The sequence below is a fragment of the Staphylococcus intermedius NCTC 11048 genome (assembly GCF_002902385.1).
Classification (GTDB): domain Bacteria; phylum Bacillota; class Bacilli; order Staphylococcales; family Staphylococcaceae; genus Staphylococcus; species Staphylococcus intermedius.
Window position 1 is genome coordinate 12,557 of the sequence record NZ_PPQH01000042.1, and the last position, 24,130, is coordinate 36,686.

The window sequence follows — 24,130 nt, forward strand, 5'->3', positions numbered from 1 at the left end:
TTTTATACACTGTTAATCATATGCGCGACTGTTAAATTTAAAATTCGAGAGGTTTTTAAGATGATATTAGATAGAATCAACCCAGATGATTTATTTCCAACAGAACATATTGTAACGTCTGTATTAGGTGTGATGCCTTATCAAATGAAAGACGTGGCAAAACGTTTTGATGCAGCATATGTTGCGACAAATGAACGCTTGATTTTAAACGTGGATATGGACGGTCAATTTTATTACCGTAATATCCAATTTAACGAAATTAAAGCAATTAAAACGACAGATACCGCGTTAGAAATTAAATTTGATTACGGCGTGTTTACGTTAGAAGAGAGTGATGCTGACAAAGTTAAAGCGATGTCGAACTACTTACACACTAAAATCTAAATGTGGAAAACACGTGAACAATTGACGAGTCACGTTTGAGCACATCATACAGCGGTTAAAATATGTATGTATAATTAAATAAAATTAAAATAATAGATTCAAGAAAGGTGAGATGATAAATGGCTCAAGGTAAAGAACTAGTCGTTGAAGACTTAAACTTACAATTATCTAACTTCACAGTATTATGGACGAAAATTCACAATTATCATTGGTACGTAAAAGGTCACAATTTCTTCGCATTACATGAAAAATTTGAAGAACTTTATAACAAAGTGGCAGTCTATGTAGATGAAATTGCTGAGCGTGCGCTTGCTTTAGAAGGTAAGCCAGTCGGTACGATGCGAGAAGTTTTAGAAGTTTCTAGCATTGATGAAGCTGAGAAAAATATTTCAGCTGAGCAAATGGTTGCACAATTAGCTGCAGACTTCGAAACAGTGGTTAAAGAATTAAAACAAGCACAAGGTAACGCAGAAGAAGCGGGCGATGATCGTTCAGCGGATATGTTTATCGAAATTGCGACAGAATTAGAACATAATATTTGGATGTTGAAAGCTTATATTGGCTAATTGACAACGTCATGTAAGGCTCGGGTCATCATGGGATAGTGTTGCTATACCCTCGATGATTCGGGTCTTTTTTAATTTTACTTTAAGAAATTCAGATTCAAGTATAAGAAAGTGGAAAAATAAGGCGCATTTTATCTTATTTTCTAGCTTGAACACACCTTTTTATAACAAATATAATTGTGAACAAAATTTAAAACGGGCTATAAAATGTATTGTGAGAAAGTGAGATGGATGGTGGCTATCTTTGTATAAAGAGAGGTGATGCGTATGAACGTATTATCAAAACCTTTAGAGAGGAGAGGCCTTGAATAATGCGTGTGATAGACATACTCATGCTGATGTGTGCTTTCGGTAACCTTATCGTAGCTTTAATCAGTTTAGTCGTATTTATTGCTATCAATGTTCAAAAAAATAACCATTCCTAACTTTGGCCGAGTTAAATGGTTATTTTTTAACGGTCTCGCTAAGGCAATACATAAGTTGTGTGTTGCCTTTTCTATTTATAAATTAGCACATGAGTCGTTTTTTTGTCTAGCTGATGATATATAGATTTCTTGTATTGAAAACGATTAATACTTTACATTAGATGTATAAAGTTTATAATTTTTAGAAAATAAAGAAATATGACAAAGGGGTAGATTTTGATGTTGCAACACAAAGAGATATGGGTGCTATTTAAGTGTTTAGATCTACTGACAGTTAGGCGAAAACGTGACGTGGAGATATTGAAAAAGAACAGTTTTTGGGGGATGAGGATGTGGGATTTAATCGTATCCTTAAAATATATGATCAACAAGCTTAAGACGACACTCACGCGAAGGGATGTTTCAATCGTGCTCTGAGTTTCGATAATGAATCACCATGTGAAAAAGGGTGAACAACAAAATACAAAGCGAGTTGATTAAAATGAAAACAATAGACTTTTTAGTATTTATTATTTACTTCGCAGCACTGATTTCGATAGGCATTGTCGGTGTATTAAAGGCGAAATCATCTGAAAAATATATGGTGGCTGACCGCAATCTAGGGCTATTTATGTTATTTGGGTGCTTAACTGCTGTGTTTTTAGGTGGCTCTTCTACAATCGGGACGTCACAGTTGGGCTATGAAATAGGACTGTCTGGTTTTTGGTTTGTATTTTCACTGGGTGTGGGTATTACGATATTCGGTTTGTTTTTACTTGATCGTATTATGGATTTACAAGTGATTACGATCAGTGAATTACTATATCGCTTATTTGGTCACCGCGTAAGAGTGATGGGGGCAGTTGTTACAGCGATGTATACACTCATGATTTGTGTGACGCAAGTGATTGCGATGGGGGCGGTCATATCACAAATTTTTCATTGGCCTATGATGACGGCCATTCTCGTTGGTGGAAGTATTGTCTTTGTGTATACGATTTTAGGAGGCATGTGGACGCTCTCGATTACGGATGTGATTCAATTTTTAGTGATGACCATTGGGATGTTTTGTATTATGTTGCCGATGAGTTTACATAGTGTTGGCGGACTGACATCGTTATTTGAACAAATGCCAGCGTCACATTTAAGCTTTTTTAATATTGGTTTTGGGGAAATTGTGAATTATTTTGTGACATATACGTTAGGTGTGATGGTTGGACAAGATATTTGGCAACGTTTCTTTACAGGGAAGACGAAACGAATTTCAAAGACGTCAGGGGTGCTAGTCGGACTTTATAGTGCACTCTATTCTATTGTGATGGTGATTGTCGGTATGTGTGCGTATGTATTGTTTCCACATATCCAGAATCAGAATACGCAAAATGTTTTCGCACATATGGCATTCGAAATATTGCCAAATGGATTGTTGGGGATTGTGTTTGCAGCTTTAATTGCAGCGATTATGTCGACAGCGTCAGGAACATTGCTCGCATCCGCTACGATTATTTCTAATGACTTGTTGAAGCCTTATGTTTTCAAAAATATGGAAGATCATCAGTTTTTAGGAATGACACGATTGACGACATTCATTCTCGCAATCATTGCGATTATCATTTCGATTTGGGTAAAAGAAGTCCTCGTTGCGATAGATATAGCTTATGCGATATTGACAGGGGGCATATTTATGCCAGTTGTTTTAGGATTATTCATAAAGCGGATTACACCACAAGCGGCATTTTACGCGATGATCGCAAGTGTGATTGTTGTTTTTATCGGTATCGCTATTGCAGGGCCACAATCAACTGCGACGATATTTTATGCCATCCTTGTTAATGCTATAATATTATTGATTATGTCGCGATTTCAGCGTAAAAGTGCAACATAAAATGTGGCATATAACGAAATCGTACGATAGACCATCTAAGGTTGATGATTTTTAAGGGGGCATCTATGAAATGGAGTTATTAAACAAGCATATTAAAGACATTGAAGTACCTGGGACACGCCAGTTTGCGAATAAAGTTGATCAATACCCAAACTGTTTAGACTTAACGCTCGGGCAGTCTGACTTCCCAGTTGCTTCTTATGTACAAGACGCCATGATTCAAGCGATTCAAGAAGGTCGATTGAAATATACACACAATAAAGGATTGTTGGAATTACGTACAGCGATTTCAGAATACACGGCCGAACGTTTCGGTGTAACCTATGATCCTGAAACAGAAATTGTCGTGACGAATGGCGCATCAGAAGGGATTGACGACATTTTAAGAACGATTTTAAATCCAGGCGAAGAAGTCATCTTGCCTGGGCCCACGTATTTAGGGTACGAGCCGATTGTAAAACTCCAAGGTGCTGAAGTAAAATGGGTAGATACATCACATACAGGCTTTGTACCGACAGCTGAGGCGATTAAAGCGGCTATTACACCGCAAACGAAAGCCATTATGTTCAATTATCCGACGAATCCTACTGGGACAACACTGTCTTATGAAAATATTGCAGAAATTGTCGAAGTGTTAAAAGAGACAGACATTTTCATTATTACGGATGAAATTTATAGTGAAAATGTATTTGAAGGACGCCATCATTCTTTTATGGAGTTTCCAGAGATTCGTAAGCAATTGTTTGTCGTAAATGGCTTATCGAAATCACATGCAATGACAGGTGCACGTGTTGGCTATGTGCTCTCGACGCCTGAATTGATAGAAGAAGTGACGACGGTACATTTGTATAATTCGATTTGTGTGGCAACACCAAGTCAATATGGTGCCATTCGTGCATTAAAAGAAGGGGCTGCAGACATTGAAAAGATGAATGCTGCTTATCGTGAACGTCGTGACTATATTTACCAACGTTTAACAGCTATGGGATTACCAGTGACGTTGCCACAAGGGACGTTTTATATTTTTCCAGATGTGTCGGCGTACGATCAAGATTCATTCCGTTTTTGTAACCAATTGTTAGAAAGAGAACAGTTGGCCATCGTACCCGGCAAATCATTTTCCGATTTTGCGGAAGGTTACGTGCGCCTCTCTTTTGCATGTGACATGCCAACAATAGAAGAAGCGTGTAATAGGTTGGAACGTTTCTTATCATATTATCAAGCATAGCAAGTGTCAAAGCGCGTATGGGATAACAGACGATCTCATACGCGTTTATATTTTGGCAAAATGGAGATGTGTGTTTAGATGTATTCGTTTCATTTTTAGTTGTTAATGATCATGACAAGTGCAAAGCCAAGTTGTTCGTATTGCAATCGAGAAAGAGATAGTCTACAATTATTAAATCGTAATTATTTCGATTTAGAAAGAGGGATTGTAATGAAACAACATCACCGAGTCATAATTATTGGTGCAGGTGCTGCAGGGATTGGTATGGCTGTCACGATGAAGACGCTCCATTTTGAAGATGTTTGTGTGATAGAGGGAGGTTCAATCGGGCAATCCTTCAAAAATTGGCCGAAATCGACCCGCACGATTACACCGTCCTTTACTTCAAATGGTTTTGGTATGCCAGATATGAACGCGATTGCCAAAGATACATCACCCGCATTTACATTTAATGAAGAACATTTATCGGGTGATACATATGCAGAATATTTAACAGTTGTTGCTGAACACTATGACATCGATGTGCGCACAGAAACGAAAGTGGAAGATGTTCAATTTGTTGATGGTGTTTACGAATTAAATACATCTAAAGGGACATTTACAGCGGATTATATTTACGTTGCGACAGGTGACTTTGCCTTTCCAAACCAGCCGTTCGATCATGGTATTCATTATAGTGAAGTGGATGATTTTAATGAGTTACCTGGCAACACGTTTACGATTATCGGGGGGAATGAAAGTGCATTTGATGCTGCCATTCATCTCGCGCATCAAGGGGCACAGGTGTCGATATATACAAGTTCAACTGGCTTTGATGCAGATGATGCAGACCCAAGTATTCGCTTGTCGCCATATACACATCAACGTTTAAGAGAAGTGGTCCGTCAAGGTGCGGAAATTGAAATGAACGTCCACTATCGTGCGGAGTCTATTCTTTTTCGTAATGGACAATATGAAATCCATTTTGATAATGGTGCCATCGTCTACAGTCCGACAGAACCAATTATCGCGACAGGTTTTGATGTCACGAAAAATCCACTCATTCAACAACTGTTTACGGTGAGAGATGGAGAAGTGCGATTAACAGATTTAGATGAGTCGACACGCTATCCGAACGTCTTTTTAATCGGAGCGACAGTACGTCACGACGAAGCAATCCTTTGCTATATTTATAAATTTAGAGCACGATTTGCTGTGTTAGCACGTGCCATGATGCAACGTGAAGGCTTGGCTGTGGATCAAAAAGTCATTGATCGTTATCGTGACAATCAAATGTATTTGGATGACTATCGTTGTTGTGAAGTGGACTGCTCATGCTAACAGTAGCGTATGATTTAGTGCGTGGACGTGTCTCCAACATTCCGAATGAACCCCATCAGTTTCGTTTACAAGGACTCAAACAACTGACACCGTATGAACAACAAGCATTAAAACGTTTCATTATTCAACAACGTTTAGAAGTATCACTCCAACATGCAGTTCATTGCACAACTGAAGAGACACGACGTCATGTAGAAGCATTACAATCGTTTTGGCGCGCACATCAACATCAGCGACCACGTCCTTGGCATACGTTATTAGGATGGTTATGTGTCTTTTTAATGTTCGCATTACCAGTCTATGGTGCGTACCATTTGTCAGATTGGCTACAAAATCAATACGTTGCACCTTGGATTGACACACTTGCACAATATTCGTTATTTCGACCGTCACTCGTACAAGCATTTTTCTTTGGAGATTATGGCGTACTGTCACTCGGGACGTATTCACTCGTTTGGGCGTTACCTGTCGTTGTAATGCTCAGCTTATCGAGTGCATTTATTGATCAATCGCACCTGAAGCAATATATCATTTGGTCGATTGCACCCACGATAGGAAAAGTTGGACTCGATGGCACAGATATTATTCCACTACTAGAAGGATTTGGTTGTAACGCAGCGGCTATCGTACAAGCAGGTCATCAATGTCGCTTATGTACACGGACACGTTGCATGAGTCTCATCAGTTTTGGGACGTCATGCAGTTACCAAATTGGTGCAACACTTTCTATATTTAATGTCGCGCATCAAACGTGGCTCTTTATCCCGTATTTATTACTCGTCTTAATAGGTGGGTTACTGCACAACCGGCTATGGTACCCGTCAGAACAGCAGTTGATGTCTCCACAAATGACGTTGCACGAACCTTTAACATGGCCATCGTTAGGACGTGTTTGCTTGCAAATGTGGGACAGTGTCAAAATGTTTTTGTTTCAAGCATTACCGATATTTATAGGGATTTGTTTAATTGCAAGCGCATTTGCATTGACTCCAATACTTGAACTCATCTCAAAAATGTTTATTCCGGTCCTCAGTTTATTACATATTCCACACGAATTATCACCAGGAATATTGTTTTCAATGATTCGTAAAGATGGCATGTTGTTGTTTAACATGGGAGGCGGAAGTTTAATTCAAAGTTTGTCGGCATGGCAAGTGCTGATTCTCGTCTTTTTCAGCTCAACATTTACCGCGTGTTCGGTCACAATGACGATGGTGATGCGGCAATTAGGGTGGCGTGAAGGTGGTAAAATGATTGGACGTCAAATGATCACTTCAGTTGTGTGCGTTATTATATTAGGCAGTATCACATGGCTTGTGTGACTTTAAACATACATTTTATAAAAGAGATACCGCAGAGGGCTGGGAGAACTTCATTGTCTCTCGGCCTCTTTCAATTTTTAAATATCGAAATAAGGCTTAAATATTGCAAAAATAGGGAAAATAAAACCATTACAATCCCTGGAGGTGCCTATGTTTTTAGCATGGAATGAAATCAAGCGCAACAAACTTAAATTCAGTCTCATTATCGGAGTTCTGATCCTCATCAGTTACTTGTTATTTTTACTGTCTGGACTGGCGAAGGGGCTTATCAATATGAATACGGAAGGCATTAATCGTTGGCATGCAGATGCAATTGTGTTAAATAAAGATGCCAATCAAACCGTCCAACAATCCAGCTTTGACACCTCGCTTGTAAAGGGGAAATTTGACAAGCAAGCGACGTTGAAGCAGACAGGGGTCATCGTTTCTAACGGTAAAATTGAAGAAAATGCATTACTGTATGGGACGCAAAAAGATGCCTTTATTGTTCCTAAATTGACAGAGGGACGAACATTTAAAGCAAATCATGAAGTCATTGCGGATGGTACATTGAAAGAAAAGGGATTTAAGCTAGGAGACACGTTGTCGTTATCTCAGTCAGATGAATCACTTAAAATTGTAGGCTTTACGGAATCAGCGAAGTACAATGCTTCTCCTGTGCTCTTTGGTAATGATCAAACCATTGAAAAGGTGAATCCGCTTTTAACAGAGGACAAAACCAATGCCGTCGTTGTGAAAGATAGTGACTGGCAAAATCAAAAATTAGACGACTCACTTGAAGCGGTTGATATCGATACGTTCATTGAAAATCTGCCAGGCTATCAAGCACAAAACTTAACGTTAAACTTTATGATCAGCTTTTTATTTATTATTTCAGCCACGGTGATTGGTGTATTTTTATATGTCATCACGTTGCAAAAGACGCAATTGTTTGGCGTATTGAAAGCACAAGGATTTACAAATGGTGATTTAGTGAAAGTCGTATTATCTCAAACATTTATATTAGCGCTCATTGGTACAGTCATTGGTTTAATTTTGACATTAATTACTGGCAATTTTTTACCTTCTGCCGTACCGATTCAATTTGATATATTGACACTGATGATTTTTGGTATTGTCCTCATTTTAGTGTCACTATTGGGAAGTCTATTTTCAATCGTCACAATACGTAAAATTGATCCACTGAAGGCAATCGGTTAGGGGGTAGGAAATATGTTGAAATTTCAAAATGTCACGAAATCATTTCAAGATGGTCAACAAGTCATTGAAGCGGTAAAACCTACAACATTACAGTTTGAGCAAGGGGAACTCATCGCAATTGTAGGGCCATCAGGTTCGGGGAAAAGCACATTTTTAACGATGGCAGGTGCATTACAAACACCGACATCAGGCGATATCACGATTGGTGCACAAAAAATAACAAATTTAAGTCAAAAAGCATTGGCGCGTGTCCGTATGCAACAAATTGGGTTTATATTACAAACGTCAAATTTAGTACCGCTTTTAACAGTGAAACAGCAATTTCAGCTCTTAAAAAAGCGGAAAAAGGATGTTTTGGCACAAGAAGACTTTGATGCATTAATTCAACAATTAGGATTGGACAGTATCATGAATCAACTACCAAGTGAAATATCAGGTGGTCAAAAACAACGTGTCGCTATTGCCAAAGCGATTTACACGAACCCAGATATCATTTTAGCAGATGAACCGACTGCCGCTCTCGATACCGACAATGCGATGGCCGTCATGGAAATTTTGAAAAACCAATCTAAACGACGTAACAAAATGTGTATGATTGTCACGCATGATGAACGACTAACTGCATATTGCGACAAAGTTTTCGAAATGAAAGATGGCGTGCTCGCTGAAAAAGAAGAATAAATGTTAAGCATTAGAGTTCCCATTTACTGAAAGTTGTGATTTAATGTAACTATAAGAATTACAATTAAAGAGGTGCAATGATGAATCTTGAATTTAATATTGCCGTGCACGTCCTCGCATTTTTAAATCAACATCATGGAGAAGTGTTTAATAGTCAAGCGCTTGCTGGGAACGTCTGTGTCAATCCTGTGCAATTAAGACGTGTCATGTCAAAATTGCAACAAGAAGGCTATGTCAAAGTGATGCGTGGTCAAAAAGGGGGTTACCTCGCTACGGAAGATGGGCCAGCCATTAAGTTGGAAGCACTCTTTCGTCTGTTCAATCGTCCAGAGAATCATGGTCGCTTATTTACAGGGCATCCTTCAATTCACTGTGAAATCTCACAAAAAATCGAACAAGTCATGTATGGCCACTATTTAACTGAACAAGATATCATTGCAAATTATTACCAAGATCAAACGATAGGTGATATTTTGAACCAAATTAAAGAGGTGGAAGCATAAATGGAAAAATACGATTTAATTGTTGTCGGATTTGGTAAAGCAGGGAAAACACTGGCAAAATTTGCAGCACAACAAGGAAAAAAAGTAGCCGTTGTTGAAAAATCTGCTGAAATGTATGGGGGCACATGTATTAACATCGGCTGTATCCCATCAAAAGTGTTAGTGCATGATGGTATTGAAGCGGCATCTTTTAACGACGCCATGCAACGTAAACGCGATGTAGTCAGTGCATTAAACAACAAAAACTATCACAATCTCGCGGATGAAGAAACGGTAGACGTCATCAACATGACAGCAGCGTTTAAATCTGCACATGAAATCGAGTTGTTCAATACAGAAGGGAAGTCAGTTCAAACGATTGAAGGCACACATATTGTCATCAATACAGGTGCAAAATCAGTCATCCCAAACATTAAAGGTGTAGAGACATCCCAACGTGTGTATGACTCAAAAGGCATTATGGATTTAACAACACAACCGAAACGTTTAGTCATCGTTGGTGCAGGCTATATTGCGCTTGAATTTGCATCAATTTTTGCAAATTTCGGTACAGAAGTGACAGTTTTAGAGCGTTCTAATCAAATTTTGAAAAAAGAAGACGAAGCCATTGCGAAACATGTGACAGAAGATTTAACACAAAAAGGCGTTAAATTTGTTTACAATGCGGAAACAGAAGCGATTCAAGATGAAGCAGATGTGACAAAAGTCGTGACAAGCCAAGGTGAATTTGAAGCAGATGCCGTTCTTGTGGCAACAGGTCGCAAGCCGAATACAGAAGGGTTGAACTTAGAAGCGGCAGGCGTAAAATTAGGTGAACGTGGCGAAGTCGTTGTGAATGACAAACTTCAAACATCAGTTGAGCACATTTATGCAGTCGGCGATGTGAATGGTGGCTTACAATTCACATATATTTCATTGGATGACTTTAGAATTGTGAAATCTCAGTTATTCGGTGATGGTCAACGTACATTAGAACAACGAGGCGCAGTACCATACACAATGTTCATCGATCCACCGATGTCACGCGTAGGTATGACTGCTGCAGAAGCGCGTGAGAAAGGTTATGACGTGCTTGAAAATCAAGTGCCAGTGAACACAATGCCACGTCATAAAATTAACAATGATACGAGAGGCTTGTTCAAAGCGGTGGTAGATGCCAAATCAGGCCAAGTGTTAGGTGCGACATTGTATGGTCAGCAATCTGAGGAGCTGATCAATATTGTGAAGTTGGCCATTGATCAGCAGTTGCCGTATGCGGTGTTGAGAGATAATATTTATACACACCCAACCATGGCTGAGTCGTTTAACGATTTGTTTAATGTATAGTGATGTTATTGAGACATGTGTCTGTGATGGATGCGTGTCTTTTTTCGCTATTTAGCATTTTTCAGCATTATTGATACATGATTGTTCATAGTCTTTGATTGCCTAACGAATCCTCGTTTCTTATAGTTACATTATATATAGATTGCCTTTTTGGTCTCGCTTTCCGAGGCGCTGAATTCTCAACTAAATCCGGCTTGATTAAGTCAAGGTAGCCGGATTGGATTTTCGACTTCAGCTGATGCCTCAGGAGTCTCGACCAGGGGCAATCATAGTGTAAGCAACACGAGGATTCGATTTGGGCAATCAAAGAAAAGTGGTTCTAAACGTTGATAAGTGGGTGAATGAAAAAAGTGAGTGATACCATACACAGAGGTGGTTTCAATCACTACCGGGATGGGGATAGATAAGGCAAGATGGTGTGTTGCGTACCCAGGAGTCTTGCGCGATTTTGGTAATCAATGGAAAGTGGTTCTAAACGTTGATAAGTGAATGAATGACTTTATACATAGTCTTAAATCACTATGAGGTTGAACAGATAGATGGTTTTCGGGAATATTCATATAGAATTAAACTTAGAATGGCAATACAGTATTGATTTTATATACAATAAATTTTACATTGCATTTTGTGGTTGCGGATGCTATAATAAAAGCAGAAGTCTAGCATATAAACACCAATCCCCTCACTATGCGGTTAGTGAGGGGATTTCTAATGGTGTGGTTATTTGTCACTTTTTCGTTTTATCATTGCGTTTACTTAACCAATATGTAAAATACACAACGATGCAGCCACTAATGCTAGGAGCCGCTATACTGACAATCAAGTCTAGCATATAGAACACCTCCTCTCTACGTCAAATTCAGACTGCTGAGGGATAAGTGACGGAAATATTATACCATGTACGGTGAAATATTTTTCTATCATTAATGGTATATGAATACAAATGTGGTAAATATATATGTTTTTGGAATAATATATAAATAGTTATACATCATTAAATAAGGTGTTATTTAAATGCATCATGGATTGCTAGACTTAAAAATAGATGGTAAGAAAAGTGCAAAAAAGATATCATTAAAATGTGTTAATTCAGAGCTCCAAAACAGTATATCAAACGTACTTAAATCAAAATCACCCCCACACAAATAGTGTATAGGGGTGAATTTTTTTTATCATTAAAGCGTTGAGTGATTTGCTGATGGTTAAAAAGCGAAATGATGGTGGTTATTAATGATCATGCTCAATCTCAAAGAACTCTATCGCATTACCATACAAAATACCATCAATTTTCTCTGGATCAATGCCTGAATCTTGAATATAAGTAACGGCACGTGTATATTTCTCGTCTTGGAAATATGGGAAGTCACTACCCATCATGAGATGATCAGCACCAAATGAATCCATCGTATTGATGAGTGATGGACCATGGAAGTTCGTAGTGTCGTAATAGAATTGACGATTTAAAATTTCCCAAGGACTGTCATCAAATGCGTTCCAATCTTCATAGTTGTCTTCAATGCGTTGGATGAAGAATGGTAAGGCACCCCCTAAATGTGAGATGTGGAATTTAATATTTGGATATTTTTGGGGAATTCTATTTTTCAATAAGTGCAATGCAACAAATGTGGACTCTAAAGGTGCCCCGATGACCCAGTGTAATTGATAGTCATTGATCATCGGTGATTGAGCCCCGCAACCTGTGGGATGAATGTAAAGTGTTGCGTTCAGTTCATTCATCGCTTCGAAAAATGCTTCAAATTGTAAATCTGCAATAGAAACTTTATCTTTCACAAGTGTTGGAATGGCAATACCGACAAATTCATCTTTAGCTAAAAGTTCGCGCGCTTCTTCAATCGCTTGATCAAGGTATGGTAATGATACGGCACCATAGGCCAAGAAACGATCTGGATATTTTTTAACGAGTGATTCATATAAATCGTTAATGATACGTGCAGACTCTTTAGCTTCTTCTTTTGAACCCCATTGCGGTGATTGTGGTGTCGCGGAGATGATTTGTTTGCCGACACCCGCATCGTCCATCATTTTAAAACGCTTTTTTAAATCTTCTTCTGAGTCCGATTGGTTGATACCTTTTGCGACTTCTGTCCCTTGGCTGCTTAATTTACCTAATCTTTCGAGATAGGATTCACTCCATAAATGTGCATGTGTATCAATTGCTTTTACCATAGTGTAATTCAACTCCATTCAGAATTTGTATTTGAGATAGCTCTGTAAGACTGTTATGCCCCAATCTGACAATTTGAAACGATTCACCGCTCGGATAGCAATCGAAGTCAGTTGATGCGCCAGGTTTTGTTGACTGTGGCGTGATTTTGTTAAAGTGGTTAAGTTGGCTTTTTAGATACGCGTGTAGCGACAAGCAATCCAAAGACCACGATGAGCGCGACAATACGATATGTCCATTGTAAGCCAAAAATGTTGCGCATCACTTGGTCGCCACCGTGTGCCATCGCGATTTGAGACATTACTGTAACGAGTAAACCTGTACCAATCGCAGCAGAAATTTGACGTAATGTATTATTCATAGCTGTCCCGTGAGGTATGAGTGATTTCGGTAGGGCATTCATTGCTTCAGTTGTCATTGGCACCATAATGCCAGAGTTACCAAATGTAAGGATGACAAAAGACAAGATGATATACCATACCGGCGATGTTTCATTTAAGAATGAAATCATCACTGTGCCAATAAAGATAAAGGACATCCCTGTTACCGCTAAAATACGACCGCCAATGTTGTCGTAAAGTCTACCATTCATCGGTGCGAGTAAGCCCATTACAAGACCTCCTGGCAATAATACTAAACCTGATTGCAAGGGTGACATACCTCTCATAGATTGCATATAAATCGGTAACATTGTCATTGTCCCAATAAAAATTAAGAACATGAGCACGACTAAAGCAATCGGCACTGTAAACGAACGATGTAGAAAGACACGCATTTCGAGCATAGGGGATTCGAGTCTGAGTTGACGAAAGACGAATAAGGTTAAAATGATGAGCGCGACAATAATCGTAACGTAGCTGAGTGGATTGCCCCAACCATATTGACCTGCTAAACTAAATCCGAAAAGTAAACCGCCAAACCCTAATGTAGATAGAATAACGGACAAAATATCGAGTGACGGATGGCTTAATTCAGTTGCATTTGTCATTTTAAAGATACCTAAAATGAGTACGATCATCGTAATGACTAAAATGATTAAAAATAGGTAACGCCAATTGAACAGGTTGACGAACCAACCGGATGCAGTTGGCCCTATCGCAGGCGCAAATCCGATAACTAGTCCAAATAATCCCATTGCCATCCCACGTTTTTCAATAGGGAAGACAAGGAACAAAAATGTTTGCGTTAAAGGCATTAAAATTCCTGCCCCCATCGCTTGAATCGCGCGCCCAACAAGAACGAAAATATAATTTGGTGCGAGCATCCCTAGTAATGAACCTATGAGAAATAGTGTTAAAGCTGTGAAAAATAGCCGTCTTAAAGTAAAGCGTTGAGATAAATAAGCTGTCACTGGAATCATAATCCCATTAACGAGCATGAAAATTGTGGTCACCCATTGCGCTTCTGAACTTGTTAATTGGAAGTCGGCCATAATTTCAGGTAATACAGTTGAAAATAAAGTTTGATTAAGAACAGCGATAAAGGCGCCAGAAATCATGATGACAATAGCAGGTAAATGCTGTTGAATTGAATGATGATAAGTACTGCCTGACATTTGAGTGACGCTCCTTTCTAAACGGAAATGACTATCGTTTATTCTAAGTGGAATGCATTCCATTTGTCAAATAACTGAATTCCGGATATGATAGGACCATAAAACACAATTTAAGGAGGGCCATGATGGATACACAACAAGTTGATCGAAAATTAGAGATAGATGAACAAAAGCAGTTTCAAAGTCGTGTAGAAGCACTCGATTACTATACGCAACAATTTATGCGTCATGTACCATTTGAAAATTTGGATGTCCAAAATGGCGTACCCATTTCTACAGATTTAGATGATTTATATCACAAAATTGTTGAACAAGGCCGTGGTGGATATTGCTATGAAGTGAATACATTTTTCGCTGCATATTTAGCGTCTAAAGGGTACGAAACACACTTCCTTCCTGCAACTATTCACACACCCAATGGCGGGCGCAGTTTGGAAGATTCACATTTGACACTTGCTGTTGTTATCGATGGTGAAACATATATTGCGGATGTTGGTTTTGGAAGTTTGCCGGTAAAAGCGATTCATGTGACGGATGATGGTCATGATACAGTACAGGATGTGAGCGGTAAGTATCGTGCTGTGAGAGAAAATGGTATGATTGCTGTACAAAATGAAGTTGAGGGTGAATGGCAAACGAAATTTGAAGCAAAAGCACAGCCCAAAACACTCGATTATTTTGACGATAAACTCGAGTATAATCAACACAATCCCAAATCACTATTCGTCCGCAGTTTAATTGTTACAATGCCAACCGCAACTGGGCGAGTGACCATGTCACAAGATTATTTAACAATCACTGATCAAGACGGTAAGCATAAAACGCCTGTGACACCAGATAATTATCAACAATTATTGCAAAAATACTTTGGGATCCATTTGAAAGTACCGCGTTTAGAGAAATTAGAAAACGAATAAAAGAGGATGTAATCTATGGCAAATCAAGAAAAGACAAAGCGATTAGATGCGCGACGGAATAAAGATAAGATCTTATCAACGGTAGCGCAAATGATTCGTGAAGATGATGACGTAGAGGCAATGAAGATGACTACAATTGCTAAACGTGCAGAAGTCGGTGTCGGCACATTGTATCGACATTTTGCAAATAAATCGATACTTTGCCAAGGAGTCATTGATAATCAAATAGATGCAATGTTAAAAGAGATTAGAACGTTTTTATCAGAACACGAGAACGCTCCTTTATATGACAGAGTGCATGGGATACTCGAAATATTTCTCACATTAAAGGACAATAACTTAAATTTATTGAACTTTATTGAAAAAAATGGCTTAAAGACGAATGCCATGAGTGGTGCCCCTTTTTATAATGATTTGTATCAGTATATTCAGCGTGAGATGGAGAAAGAACCAGAGTTGGTAGATATTGAGTTGAAAATTGATATGCTACTTAATGCTTTTTCTTCTGATATGTATATGTTTGAACGATTTACACGAGGTTATTCCAAAGAAGCGTATTTAAAAAAGTTACTCAATATTTACTTGAAATAGTATAAAGGACATGCTGTTTTGAGATGAGAGCATAGGACTGACATACATGAAGTGTCTAGGTCCTATGCTTTTTTATAGTTAATAAAAAAAGACCCCACCTTCGTCATTGAGAAATGAACCCCAAAAATTAGACCTAAAATCTAACTTTTGGGGTTCTTTGCACGGAGTCTCTTTATCATATGGATTAATCTGAAACTTGTGATTTATCGTTCACAAACTTTTTCAATGTTTTATTTAATGCCTCGTCAGCTTCTTGGTCGAATGAATATGTGCCATCTTCATTATAGGAAATGTGTTGGTCTAAGATGAAGCGGCCTTTATGAATGGTATCAGCACCAAGCTCTTTAATGACTGGATCTAAACTGTATTGAAGTGCGAGCACGTGCGCGAATGATCCTCCGACAGCTAAAGGCAATACAGTTTTGCTAGCGAAAGCGCTACGAGGGAGTAAATCAAGATATGTTTTTAAAATACCTGAATCGGCAGCTTTAAAAACGGGTGAAACGATAATAATCCCGTCTGATGCTTCAATAGTTTGATGTGTGGCATTAATAGATTCACTCGTAAAGTCAGCCGTAATCAGTGCTTTTGCATGGAGTTGATGGACTTGAATCACTTCTGTATCGATGCCTGCTTGATTGAGGTAATGTTCTGCATAATGGATGACACCTGTCAAACGTGATGCTACTTTTTGACCACCTGCAATAATCGTTACTTTTGCCATGAAAAATCCTCCTTTGTTTGTTGCAACAAGATATATTATTGATTTTTACCTATTATAACAAGTCAACATCAAAATGCATGTAAAAGGAATCATATTTCAAAGTGATTTGAAATGGATTATGATAATTTATAAATTATTTGAGCATATCTTTATTTCATTAGCTTCAAATGTGGTACAACATATAGGTGCCTTTAAAATAGAAGTGAAAAAATAATTATTAAACTATTAATGAAAAGATAAAGTGAGGTGATAAATAATAGAATAAATTGGTGTGGTTGTAATCAATAAACTTTTTTAAAGTTTTAAAAAATTGATTAAAACAGATGACATGATATGTCCACCCTTTTTATTATAATGTAAATAGTCACTGGGAGGAAACTATGAATCAACATAATCGATTACTTTCTATTTATACCGATTTGATTGCAGGAAAGATAGTGAATAAAACAGAACTTGCGAGAGATTGGGAAGTAAGTAAAAGAACAATACAACGGGACATTGCGCATATACGAAATTTTTTGTATGAACATTGTGAGTGGTTGGTGTTAGATAATCCAATAATTTATGACAGTGACAATGACAGCTACTATTTGAAACAAAATACCAAACAAACAGATGAGTATCACTCTGCTTTCTTAAAACTAAATAAAATTGAGAAACAAAAAATTTTTGTCAAATTTGAAGTGAATAATAATATTTGGAAACTCATTAGTCGAAAATTCGTTTCTCAAGTATGTTCGACAAATGAAAAAGTTGTGATTGGCTCGGTATACGTCACAGAGGAAGAAGCTTTGAAAATGAGTTTTGAATATAAAGGTCAAATCAAATTGTTAGAACCTGAGACCGTTAAAGAAAAACTCATTTATGAAATCACACTTCTTCACTCGCTTTATCAAAATGAAAAAAGTGACTAATAGTAGTAGAAAAAATAATTATTACCCTGCAAATAAAGATTTAGTACTTCTTAAGTCATGATATTGCAGGTCATGAAAGGCCAGAAACACAGTATTATCAGAGTTTAAAAAAGTTTTACAATTTAATATGAGGATGATTAATAATAATGAACAAAAAAACAAATGCATTTTTACCTAATAAGCAAAACAAGTACTCGATTAGAAAATACACAGTAGGAACAGCATCATTGCTAATCGGTGCCACATTGCTATTTGGTTCACATACAGAAGACGCAAATGCAGCCGAAGAGACAACTGTTGATAATAGTCAAGTGAATAAAGACGAACAACCTGATACAACTGTTGAAGAAAATAAGGCCGAGGCAACACCTACTACTGAAGAAACATCTAAGACAGAAGTAACAACAGCCGAGAATGCGAGCACAGTTAAAGAAGCAGAAGTAACTCCGTCTACAGAAGAAAAAGTAGCAACATCATCTGAAGTAGCTCCCCCTACAGAAGAAAATGCTGAAGTGAAATCATCTGTTGAAAACAAAGCTGACGTAACACCTGCCACAAAACAAAATGAAGTTGACACAACATCAAATGTGAAAACTGAAGCAGTCAATCCTCCAGTAGCTAAAACAGTAGAGTCGGAAGAAGTCGTAGCACCGAAAGAGGCAGCAACATCATCTGAAGTAGCCCCTGAAGTAGCACAAGCTCCTAGCAACGAACAAATTGATGAAGGTACGTTCATAGGTGTTCCAATTACTGAAAACAATTTCAATATTTTAGACACAGACGAAGAAAAATCAGAAGCATTAGTAGATTTTTATGCTAAAAATACAGGTTTAAGTATTGAAGCAGCAACTGAAAAAGTACAATCTATGAACATTGACTATTCAAAAGTGAATGCACAAGATGTATTGGCGCAATTGCTAGTTGAATATGCAAATGAACAAGATAAGAAGAAAGTTGTAGCAACACCTGTTTCATTAAGAAGTCCACGTGCATTCATGCGTTTAGCAGTGGCAGCACAACCATCAGGGCAATTAATCACAAAAGATAATGGTATTTCTAACATTAAAACAACGATGGTAGATGTAGACAAAGATAATGCCAATGGTGATGGTACGATTTATCCACAAAACTTTGGATATGTTAAAATTCAAACATCATTTGACGTCGCAGATTCAGTAAAATCAGGCGACACGTTCCAAATTAAATATAATGACAACCTCCAAATCAGTGACTATTTTGAAGATCGTGTAACGCCACCTAGTATATATAATGCAGGCGGAGACCTCATTGCAACAGGCACATATGATATTCATACAAGAACGATGACGTATACGTTTACAGATTATGTTGATCAGCATAACGATGTGAAGGTTGCATTAGATTTAGCAGCATACGTGGAAAGAGATGTTGTCAAAGACAATGGGACATACAACTTTGATGCTACGGTTGCAGGTCAAACGACATCTACACAATTGAATGTGAAATATCTTGATCCTCGTGAGAACAAACAGCTGAATTTAAATTCATTTTATAATGAATATGATAATGTGACGGGTAAATACTCACAAACAGCGTATATCAACCCTAAACAACAACAGTTAATCAATCCTAAAATTGTAGTAAAAGGTTATAGTGGCGCAGATAATGCAACACCAGGATCAAGTAGTGCCGTTGTATCTCCAGCAGGGATATTACAAGTCTATGAAGTGCCAGACGGTGTAGCTTTACCGGGCAATCTAAAACCAGATTTTACACAATTGAAGATGTTGACTGTAGACCAAGATTATACATTATCATATGGCGATGATATGGCCACAATTGTTTTAAATGATAAAAACAGCACGAAACGCTATGTTGTTTATACTGAAGGTCAACAAGATATGAATTCAAATGCACCATTAGTTCAAAGTGTCACATTACATGGTGAGACTTCTGATGCAAATGGTGAATATTTCTCACATTTATACTCTGAAAACTTTATCGAAACAACACAATCAGATGCTGCAGGACAAGGTGAACCAACATACAAACTGGGTAACCGTGTCTGGGAAGATATGAATAACAATGACGTTCAAGACATTAACGACAGAGGTATTGCCAACGTAACTGTAACGTTGAAAGAAGCTGGCACAAATAAAGTTCTTCAAACGACAACTACGGATAAAGATGGTTACTACTTATTCGAAAACCTAAAAAATGGCGACTACATCGTTGAATTTACTGATCCAACGAAAAGCGTTGAAGGTAAAGACTATGTTCCGGTTAACGAACGCGTAGGAAACGATAAAGAAGTCGACTCTGATGCACAAATCGTTAATGTGACGATTCAAGGTAAAGATGATTTATCTATCGATAGAGGTTTTGAAGTTGCACCTGAACCGAAATTCAACCTTGGTGACAAAGTATGGGAAGATACGAATAAAGACGGTATCCAAGATGCGAATGAACCAGGAATTGAAAACGTGAAAGTGACGTTAACGAAAGAAGACGGAACAACAGTAACGACAACAACAGACAAAGACGGTAACTACAAATTTACTGACTTACCAAACGGTAACTACACAGTAACATTTGAAACACCAAATGGTTACGAAGCAACAACACCAAATGCTGGAAGCGATGACGCAAAAGATTCAGATGGTCAAACAGTGAAAGTGATAATCGACAACAAAGATGACATGACAATCGACTCAGGATTCCATAAACCAACACCGGACGAACCAGGTAACCCAAGTAATCCGACACCGGATGAACCAGGTAACCCAAGTAATCCAACACCGGACGAACCAGGTAACCCAAGTAATCCAACACCGGATGAACCAGGTAACCCAAGTAATCCAACACCGGATGAACCAGGTAACCCAAGTAATCCGACACCGGACGAACCAAGTAACCCAAGTAATCCAACACCGGACGAACCAGGTAACCCAAGTAATCCAACACCGGACGAACCAGGTAACCCAAGCAATCCAACACCGGAACAACCGGGTAATCCAAGCAATCCAACACCGGAAATGCCGGAACAACCTGGACAACCTGGACAACCTGGACAACCAAGTCCATCAATGCATACAACACCTATGAGCACAGGATCACATATGAATTCATCACATAACCCAGCACCTAAACAAGAGATGAAATCATTACCTGAAACGGGTGAAACACCAGCAAATCAAGCACCATTATTAGGTGGCTTACTTGCAGCATTAGGCGGACTATTCTTTGTTGGTCGTCGTAAAAAGCAAAAAGAACAATAAGAAATAAATATTGATTTAAGAGGCTTAGAGCTTACAAGTTCTAGGTCTCTTTTTTACATTTTGAAAGAAAAATCGACTTGGATACATCGTTGTTATCAAGTAGTTTCACATGTGATGATGTCCAGTGATAAAAACACGATTAAGTATGGGGTGACATCAAAGTGCACGAGGTTGGGAAGAAAGTAGTCAATGGTGTAATAGCTAAAAAAAGACACATGTCGAAATAGCAAGTTTCAGCTTTCAACATGTGTTTTTGAATTAGAGTGACATCAGCTTTTCTTCTTGGCGAATACGAACAAACAAGAAGTAAGCGTATGGAATGAGTAAGATAGATGTATAAGTTGCATGTGTCAGCAACAGTACACCAATTAATTCTGGGATGATATTCAAATAGTAGTTCGGATGTTTTGTAATACGGTATAATCCTGAACGAATAATAGGGTGGTTTGGTAAAATATACAATTTCAATGTCCAAATAGGTCCTAAAGTTTTAATAACATGGAATAAAACGAGATACGCTAAAATAAGGATAATCAGACCTATAGTATTCATCCATCCCCATGTGTCATGGTTTAATAACGTCTCAATCGCTGCACCAACATAAATTAAAATATGTGTGATCGCGAGCCATTTCGAATTTTTTTCACCGTAAGCTTGTGCGCCTTGTTGAACGAGTTGTTTCGAATGTTTGATTGAAATCGCAAGGCTAAACAGACGAATGATAAAGAAAATGAGTAAAATAATAAAAGCCATGGTGTGCCTCCCAATTAAATAAAATCAATTCATTCCTATATTTTATAGTTTGATATTTCCAATTGCTATTAACTAATTATTAAATGTATAGAAATTAACAATATTTTTGCTATATTAAAAGGATTTTATATCACAGATTTGTTTAATATAATATAAATTAACAGTTAGGCAAAAATCAAAATGGTTGAGATGTTGATTTGCTATATTAATAGTGTGATAAATAATATTTAAGGAGGAATACAATTGCAGAAATTTAAAGAACGTAATACATTCGCACTTAGAAAATTATCGATGGGTGTCTCTTCGATTATGATTGCATCGGGGTTATTTATGCTAGGGAGTCAAGATGGACAAGCGGCTGAAAATGATTCAAATCATGATGCACAAGTCGTAGAGGTCCAGCAACAAGACAGCACGCAGCAACTCAAGGAAACGAATGAAGCAACTCTTCCAAGTGATGCATACTCTTTGAAAGATAATCCTGAAACGAGCGAGGCAGCAATTGTTAATCCATCATCAACAGAATCTGCCCCTTCTGATCAACCATTAGCTGCATCTGCTGAAGTTGATCATGAGAAAACACCTGATAAGGATACACAAATATTAGAAACGCGTGAAAATCAGAATCGTGAAGCAGCGCCATCAGAAAAAGGAGACGTACATACAACATCGGTACAACAACCAAAATTAGACCCAGAATTCTCGGTAGTTGACCGTCAAGATAAAGATGACAAGGCAGAGGAACAAGCCGAACCAGCAGCAAAACCAAAATTAGACCCAGAATTCTCGGTAGTTGACCGTCAAGATAAAGATGACAAGGCAGAGGAACAAGCCGAAACAGCAGCAAAACCAGAATTAGATCCAGAGTTCTCAGTCGTTGATCGTCAAGATACCGACAAAAATACACAAAAAGAAACGGAACAGAAGCCAAAAGCGACAGAAGCACCAAAGCAAGATGTCCAATCCACTTCAACAGATCAAAACAAAAAAGTCGAGGCGCCACGTTCAAAAGCAACAGCCCAACCTACACGCACAACATCAAACGGCCAAACACAACCGACAACCGCACCATCTCTTTCAGAAAAAGCACAAAAACTTGGGAAAGATAAGTTTATCAATCAAGATCCGATTGTTTTTGTACATGGTTTTTCTGGGCTTGTTGGTGACAATGCGCCAAAAGGTTCAAATTATTGGGGTGGTTCAAAATATAAAATGATTGAAGAGCTTCGCAAAGCAGGTTACAACGTATTTGAAGCAAGTGTCAGTGCATTTGGTAGTAACTGGGATCGTGCTTCTGAACTATATGCTTACATAAAAGGTGGTATTGTCGATTACGGTGCGGCCCACGCTGAAAAGTACGGTCATGAGCGTTATGGGAGAACATATGAAGGGATTTTACCGAATTGGCAACCTGGTCAACGCATTCATTTAGTCGGTCATAGTATGGGAGGCCAAACGATTCGTCTCTTAGAACAATTATTACGTCACGGTGATGCTGACGAAATCGCTTATCAAAGAGAACATGGTGGTACGATGAGTGAACTTTTCCAAGGTAATCACGACAATATGGTGACATCCATCACAACGATTGCGACGCCACACGATGGCACAGTGGCTTCAGATGATTTAGGTAATACAGAAGTGATTAAACGCATATTATATGAGTACAATGTCTTTGCTGGACGTAAAGGTCAAAAAATTGATTATGGTTTAAAACAGTGGGGATTAGAACAACGTGAAGGGGAGACTTATGCAGAATACGCGAAACGTGTAAGTAACAGTCCATTGTTCACATCTAAAGATACTGCACTTTATGATTTGACGCGTGAAGGTGCGAAAAAATTAAATGCGCGCGTAGATTTGAATCCTGACGTTTATTATAAATCTTATACAGGTTCTGCGACGTATGAAACGATCTTTGGTACACACATTGCAGATCCATATATGAATATTGCCCACGTCTTAACAGGAGATTTAATTGGGATGACAGATGATTCGGCATGGAGAGAAAATGACGGTCTCGTGTCAGTCATTTCGTCACAACACCCAGAAGATGAAGCGTTTGAAAATGTCGATTTTGATACACCAGCTGTGAAAGGCATCTGGCAAGTCACACCTACATTAAAGGGATGGGACCATACAGACTTTACAGGCCAAGATGTATTAGATTGGCGTCGTAGTGGTGCAGAGTTACAAAAATTTTATCATGACTTAGTAGAAGATTTAGTACGCAAAGAAACAGTATAGGACAAAGAAAAACCCGGCATCTCTCGATAGAGATGTCGGGCTTTTTGCATGCTTTAATATTCGATATTTGGTGCTTTATTGACGTGTTCTTGATAACGTTTTAAAGCAACAAAAGCTGCAGTGAGTACAGTTGCAACGACTAATAATTTTTTCATACTAGCAACTCCT

The 24,130-nt window shown here is 38.2% G+C and carries 21 protein-coding genes and 1 pseudogene; 16 read left to right on the forward strand and 6 right to left on the reverse strand.

Going from position 1 to position 24,130, the window contains the following annotated elements; translation table 11 throughout:
- Positions 1-60: 60 nt before the first annotated feature.
- From CD138_RS09945 to merA, 11 genes are all read left to right on the forward strand, one after another.
- A complete protein-coding gene (locus tag CD138_RS09945; RefSeq protein ID WP_019168896.1) occupies positions 61-384 on the forward strand; it encodes a hypothetical protein in 324 nt (107 codons plus the stop codon).
- 119 nt (positions 385-503) lie between these two features.
- A complete protein-coding gene (locus CD138_RS09950) occupies positions 504-950 on the forward strand; it encodes a Dps family protein (protein ID WP_019168897.1) in 447 nt (148 codons plus the stop codon).
- Between the two features lie 311 nt (positions 951-1,261).
- On the forward strand, positions 1,262-1,375 hold the full coding sequence (locus CD138_RS14810) for a putative holin-like toxin (protein ID WP_219727720.1): 114 nt from the start codon (positions 1,262-1,264) through the stop codon (positions 1,373-1,375).
- 481 nt (positions 1,376-1,856) lie between these two features.
- Complete coding sequence (locus tag CD138_RS09960) at positions 1,857-3,239, forward strand: sodium:solute symporter family protein (RefSeq protein WP_019168899.1); 1,383 nt, start codon at positions 1,857-1,859, stop codon at positions 3,237-3,239.
- Positions 3,240-3,309: 70 nt separating this feature from the next.
- Positions 3,310-4,467 carry an aminotransferase class I/II-fold pyridoxal phosphate-dependent enzyme gene (locus tag CD138_RS09965; RefSeq protein WP_019168900.1) on the forward strand — a complete coding sequence of 386 codons (1,158 nt, stop codon included), beginning with the start codon at positions 3,310-3,312 and terminating at the stop codon, positions 4,465-4,467.
- 210 nt (positions 4,468-4,677) lie between these two features.
- Entirely contained in the window at positions 4,678-5,787 is a 1,110-nt protein-coding gene (locus CD138_RS09970) for an NAD(P)/FAD-dependent oxidoreductase (protein WP_019168901.1), read from the forward strand.
- Complete coding sequence (locus CD138_RS09975; protein ID WP_019168902.1) at positions 5,781-7,109, forward strand: nucleoside recognition domain-containing protein; 1,329 nt, start codon at positions 5,781-5,783, stop codon at positions 7,107-7,109. The genes CD138_RS09970 and CD138_RS09975 overlap by 7 nt, the downstream gene beginning before the upstream one ends.
- Before the next feature lie 150 nt (positions 7,110-7,259).
- The gene (locus CD138_RS09980) at positions 7,260-8,309 is read left to right on the forward strand and encodes an ABC transporter permease (protein WP_019168903.1); all 1,050 of its coding nucleotides are present in this window, start codon (positions 7,260-7,262) and stop codon (positions 8,307-8,309) included.
- 12 nt (positions 8,310-8,321) lie between these two features.
- Complete coding sequence (locus tag CD138_RS09985) at positions 8,322-8,990, forward strand: ABC transporter ATP-binding protein (protein ID WP_019168904.1); 669 nt, start codon at positions 8,322-8,324, stop codon at positions 8,988-8,990.
- A 77-nt stretch (positions 8,991-9,067) separates the two neighbouring features.
- Positions 9,068-9,493: a redox-sensitive transcriptional regulator HypR gene (hypR, locus tag CD138_RS09990; RefSeq protein ID WP_244913360.1), complete on the forward strand. Its 426-nt coding sequence runs from the start codon at positions 9,068-9,070 to the stop codon at positions 9,491-9,493.
- Positions 9,494-10,819 carry a hypothiocyanous acid reductase MerA gene (gene merA / locus CD138_RS09995; RefSeq protein ID WP_019168906.1) on the forward strand — a complete coding sequence of 442 codons (1,326 nt, stop codon included), beginning with the start codon at positions 9,494-9,496 and terminating at the stop codon, positions 10,817-10,819.
- 727 nt (positions 10,820-11,546) lie between these two features.
- On the opposite strand, the gene CD138_RS14050 is transcribed toward merA, so the two are convergent.
- The 3 genes from CD138_RS14050 to CD138_RS10005 all read right to left on the reverse strand — a co-directional run bounded on the left by CD138_RS14050 (position 11,547) and on the right by CD138_RS10005 (position 14,559).
- Complete coding sequence (locus CD138_RS14050; protein ID WP_019168907.1) at positions 11,547-11,651, reverse strand: type I toxin-antitoxin system Fst family toxin; 105 nt, start codon at positions 11,649-11,651, stop codon at positions 11,547-11,549.
- Positions 11,652-12,046: 395 nt separating this feature from the next.
- Complete coding sequence (locus CD138_RS10000) at positions 12,047-13,006, reverse strand: amidohydrolase family protein (RefSeq protein ID WP_019168909.1); 960 nt, start codon at positions 13,004-13,006, stop codon at positions 12,047-12,049.
- Between the two features lie 158 nt (positions 13,007-13,164).
- On the reverse strand, positions 13,165-14,559 hold the full coding sequence (locus tag CD138_RS10005; RefSeq protein ID WP_019168910.1) for an MDR family MFS transporter: 1,395 nt from the start codon (positions 14,557-14,559) through the stop codon (positions 13,165-13,167).
- Between the two features lie 125 nt (positions 14,560-14,684).
- Here CD138_RS10005 and CD138_RS10010 point away from each other — a divergent pair, with 125 nt between their 5' ends.
- Positions 14,685-15,476: an arylamine N-acetyltransferase gene (locus tag CD138_RS10010; RefSeq protein WP_019168911.1), complete on the forward strand. Its 792-nt coding sequence runs from the start codon at positions 14,685-14,687 to the stop codon at positions 15,474-15,476.
- 15 nt (positions 15,477-15,491) lie between these two features.
- Complete coding sequence (locus CD138_RS10015) at positions 15,492-16,067, forward strand: TetR/AcrR family transcriptional regulator (RefSeq protein WP_019168912.1); 576 nt, start codon at positions 15,492-15,494, stop codon at positions 16,065-16,067.
- A 184-nt stretch (positions 16,068-16,251) separates the two neighbouring features.
- On the opposite strand, the gene ssuE is transcribed toward CD138_RS10015, so the two are convergent.
- Positions 16,252-16,791, reverse strand: a complete 540-nt coding sequence (ssuE, locus tag CD138_RS10020) for an NADPH-dependent FMN reductase (RefSeq protein ID WP_019168913.1) — start codon at positions 16,789-16,791, stop codon at positions 16,252-16,254.
- Between the two features lie 380 nt (positions 16,792-17,171).
- Here ssuE and CD138_RS10025 point away from each other — a divergent pair, with 380 nt between their 5' ends.
- Both CD138_RS10025 and CD138_RS10030 read left to right on the forward strand, forming a co-directional pair.
- Complete coding sequence (locus CD138_RS10025; protein WP_019168914.1) at positions 17,172-17,705, forward strand: hypothetical protein; 534 nt, start codon at positions 17,172-17,174, stop codon at positions 17,703-17,705.
- Positions 17,706-17,851: 146 nt separating this feature from the next.
- Positions 17,852-20,941 (forward strand): annotated as a pseudogene (locus CD138_RS10030) (SdrD B-like domain-containing protein); the annotation flags it as partial.
- A gap of 279 nt (positions 20,942-21,220) precedes the next feature.
- Here CD138_RS10030 and CD138_RS10035 read toward each other — a convergent pair.
- Positions 21,221-21,715 (reverse strand): isoprenylcysteine carboxyl methyltransferase family protein, encoded by a 495-nt coding sequence (locus CD138_RS10035; RefSeq protein WP_019169743.1) that lies wholly within the window; start codon positions 21,713-21,715, stop codon positions 21,221-21,223.
- A 243-nt stretch (positions 21,716-21,958) separates the two neighbouring features.
- On the opposite strand from CD138_RS10035, the gene lip reads away from it, so the two are divergent.
- Positions 21,959-23,962, forward strand: a complete 2,004-nt coding sequence (gene lip / locus CD138_RS10040) for a YSIRK-targeted triacylglycerol lipase (RefSeq protein ID WP_019169744.1) — start codon at positions 21,959-21,961, stop codon at positions 23,960-23,962.
- A 53-nt stretch (positions 23,963-24,015) separates the two neighbouring features.
- On the opposite strand, the gene CD138_RS10045 is transcribed toward lip, so the two are convergent.
- The gene (locus CD138_RS10045; protein WP_019169745.1) at positions 24,016-24,117 is read right to left on the reverse strand and encodes an SE2200 family small protein; all 102 of its coding nucleotides are present in this window, start codon (positions 24,115-24,117) and stop codon (positions 24,016-24,018) included.
- Positions 24,118-24,130 lie beyond the last annotated feature (13 nt).

Bases quoted from the DNA above. Each gene is read 5' to 3' on its own strand.
- CD138_RS14050 (WP_019168907.1), bottom strand. From the start codon at position 11,651: ATGCTAGACTTGATTGTCAGTATAGCGGCTCCTAGCATTAGTGGCTGC.
- hypR (WP_244913360.1), top strand. From the start codon at position 9,068: ATGATGAATCTTGAATTTAATATTGCCGTGCACGTCCTCGCATTTTTA.
- CD138_RS09970 (WP_019168901.1), top strand. From the start codon at position 4,678: ATGAAACAACATCACCGAGTCATAATTATTGGTGCAGGTGCTGCAGGG.
- merA (WP_019168906.1), top strand. From the start codon at position 9,494: ATGGAAAAATACGATTTAATTGTTGTCGGATTTGGTAAAGCAGGGAAA.
- CD138_RS10010 (WP_019168911.1), top strand. From the start codon at position 14,685: ATGGATACACAACAAGTTGATCGAAAATTAGAGATAGATGAACAAAAG.
- CD138_RS10035 (WP_019169743.1), bottom strand. From the start codon at position 21,715: ATGGCTTTTATTATTTTACTCATTTTCTTTATCATTCGTCTGTTTAGC.
- CD138_RS09980 (WP_019168903.1), top strand. From the start codon at position 7,260: ATGTTTTTAGCATGGAATGAAATCAAGCGCAACAAACTTAAATTCAGT.
- CD138_RS10000 (WP_019168909.1), bottom strand. From the start codon at position 13,006: ATGGTAAAAGCAATTGATACACATGCACATTTATGGAGTGAATCCTAT.
- CD138_RS09945 (WP_019168896.1), top strand. From the start codon at position 61: ATGATATTAGATAGAATCAACCCAGATGATTTATTTCCAACAGAACAT.
- CD138_RS10005 (WP_019168910.1), bottom strand. From the start codon at position 14,559: ATGTCAGGCAGTACTTATCATCATTCAATTCAACAGCATTTACCTGCT.
- ssuE (WP_019168913.1), bottom strand. From the start codon at position 16,791: ATGGCAAAAGTAACGATTATTGCAGGTGGTCAAAAAGTAGCATCACGT.
- CD138_RS09975 (WP_019168902.1), top strand. From the start codon at position 5,781: ATGCTAACAGTAGCGTATGATTTAGTGCGTGGACGTGTCTCCAACATT.
- CD138_RS09960 (WP_019168899.1), top strand. From the start codon at position 1,857: ATGAAAACAATAGACTTTTTAGTATTTATTATTTACTTCGCAGCACTG.
- CD138_RS10025 (WP_019168914.1), top strand. From the start codon at position 17,172: ATGAATCAACATAATCGATTACTTTCTATTTATACCGATTTGATTGCA.
- CD138_RS09950 (WP_019168897.1), top strand. From the start codon at position 504: ATGGCTCAAGGTAAAGAACTAGTCGTTGAAGACTTAAACTTACAATTA.
- CD138_RS09985 (WP_019168904.1), top strand. From the start codon at position 8,322: ATGTTGAAATTTCAAAATGTCACGAAATCATTTCAAGATGGTCAACAA.
- CD138_RS14810 (WP_219727720.1), top strand. From the start codon at position 1,262: ATGCGTGTGATAGACATACTCATGCTGATGTGTGCTTTCGGTAACCTT.
- CD138_RS10045 (WP_019169745.1), bottom strand. From the start codon at position 24,117: ATGAAAAAATTATTAGTCGTTGCAACTGTACTCACTGCAGCTTTTGTT.
- CD138_RS10015 (WP_019168912.1), top strand. From the start codon at position 15,492: ATGGCAAATCAAGAAAAGACAAAGCGATTAGATGCGCGACGGAATAAA.
- CD138_RS09965 (WP_019168900.1), top strand. From the start codon at position 3,310: ATGGAGTTATTAAACAAGCATATTAAAGACATTGAAGTACCTGGGACA.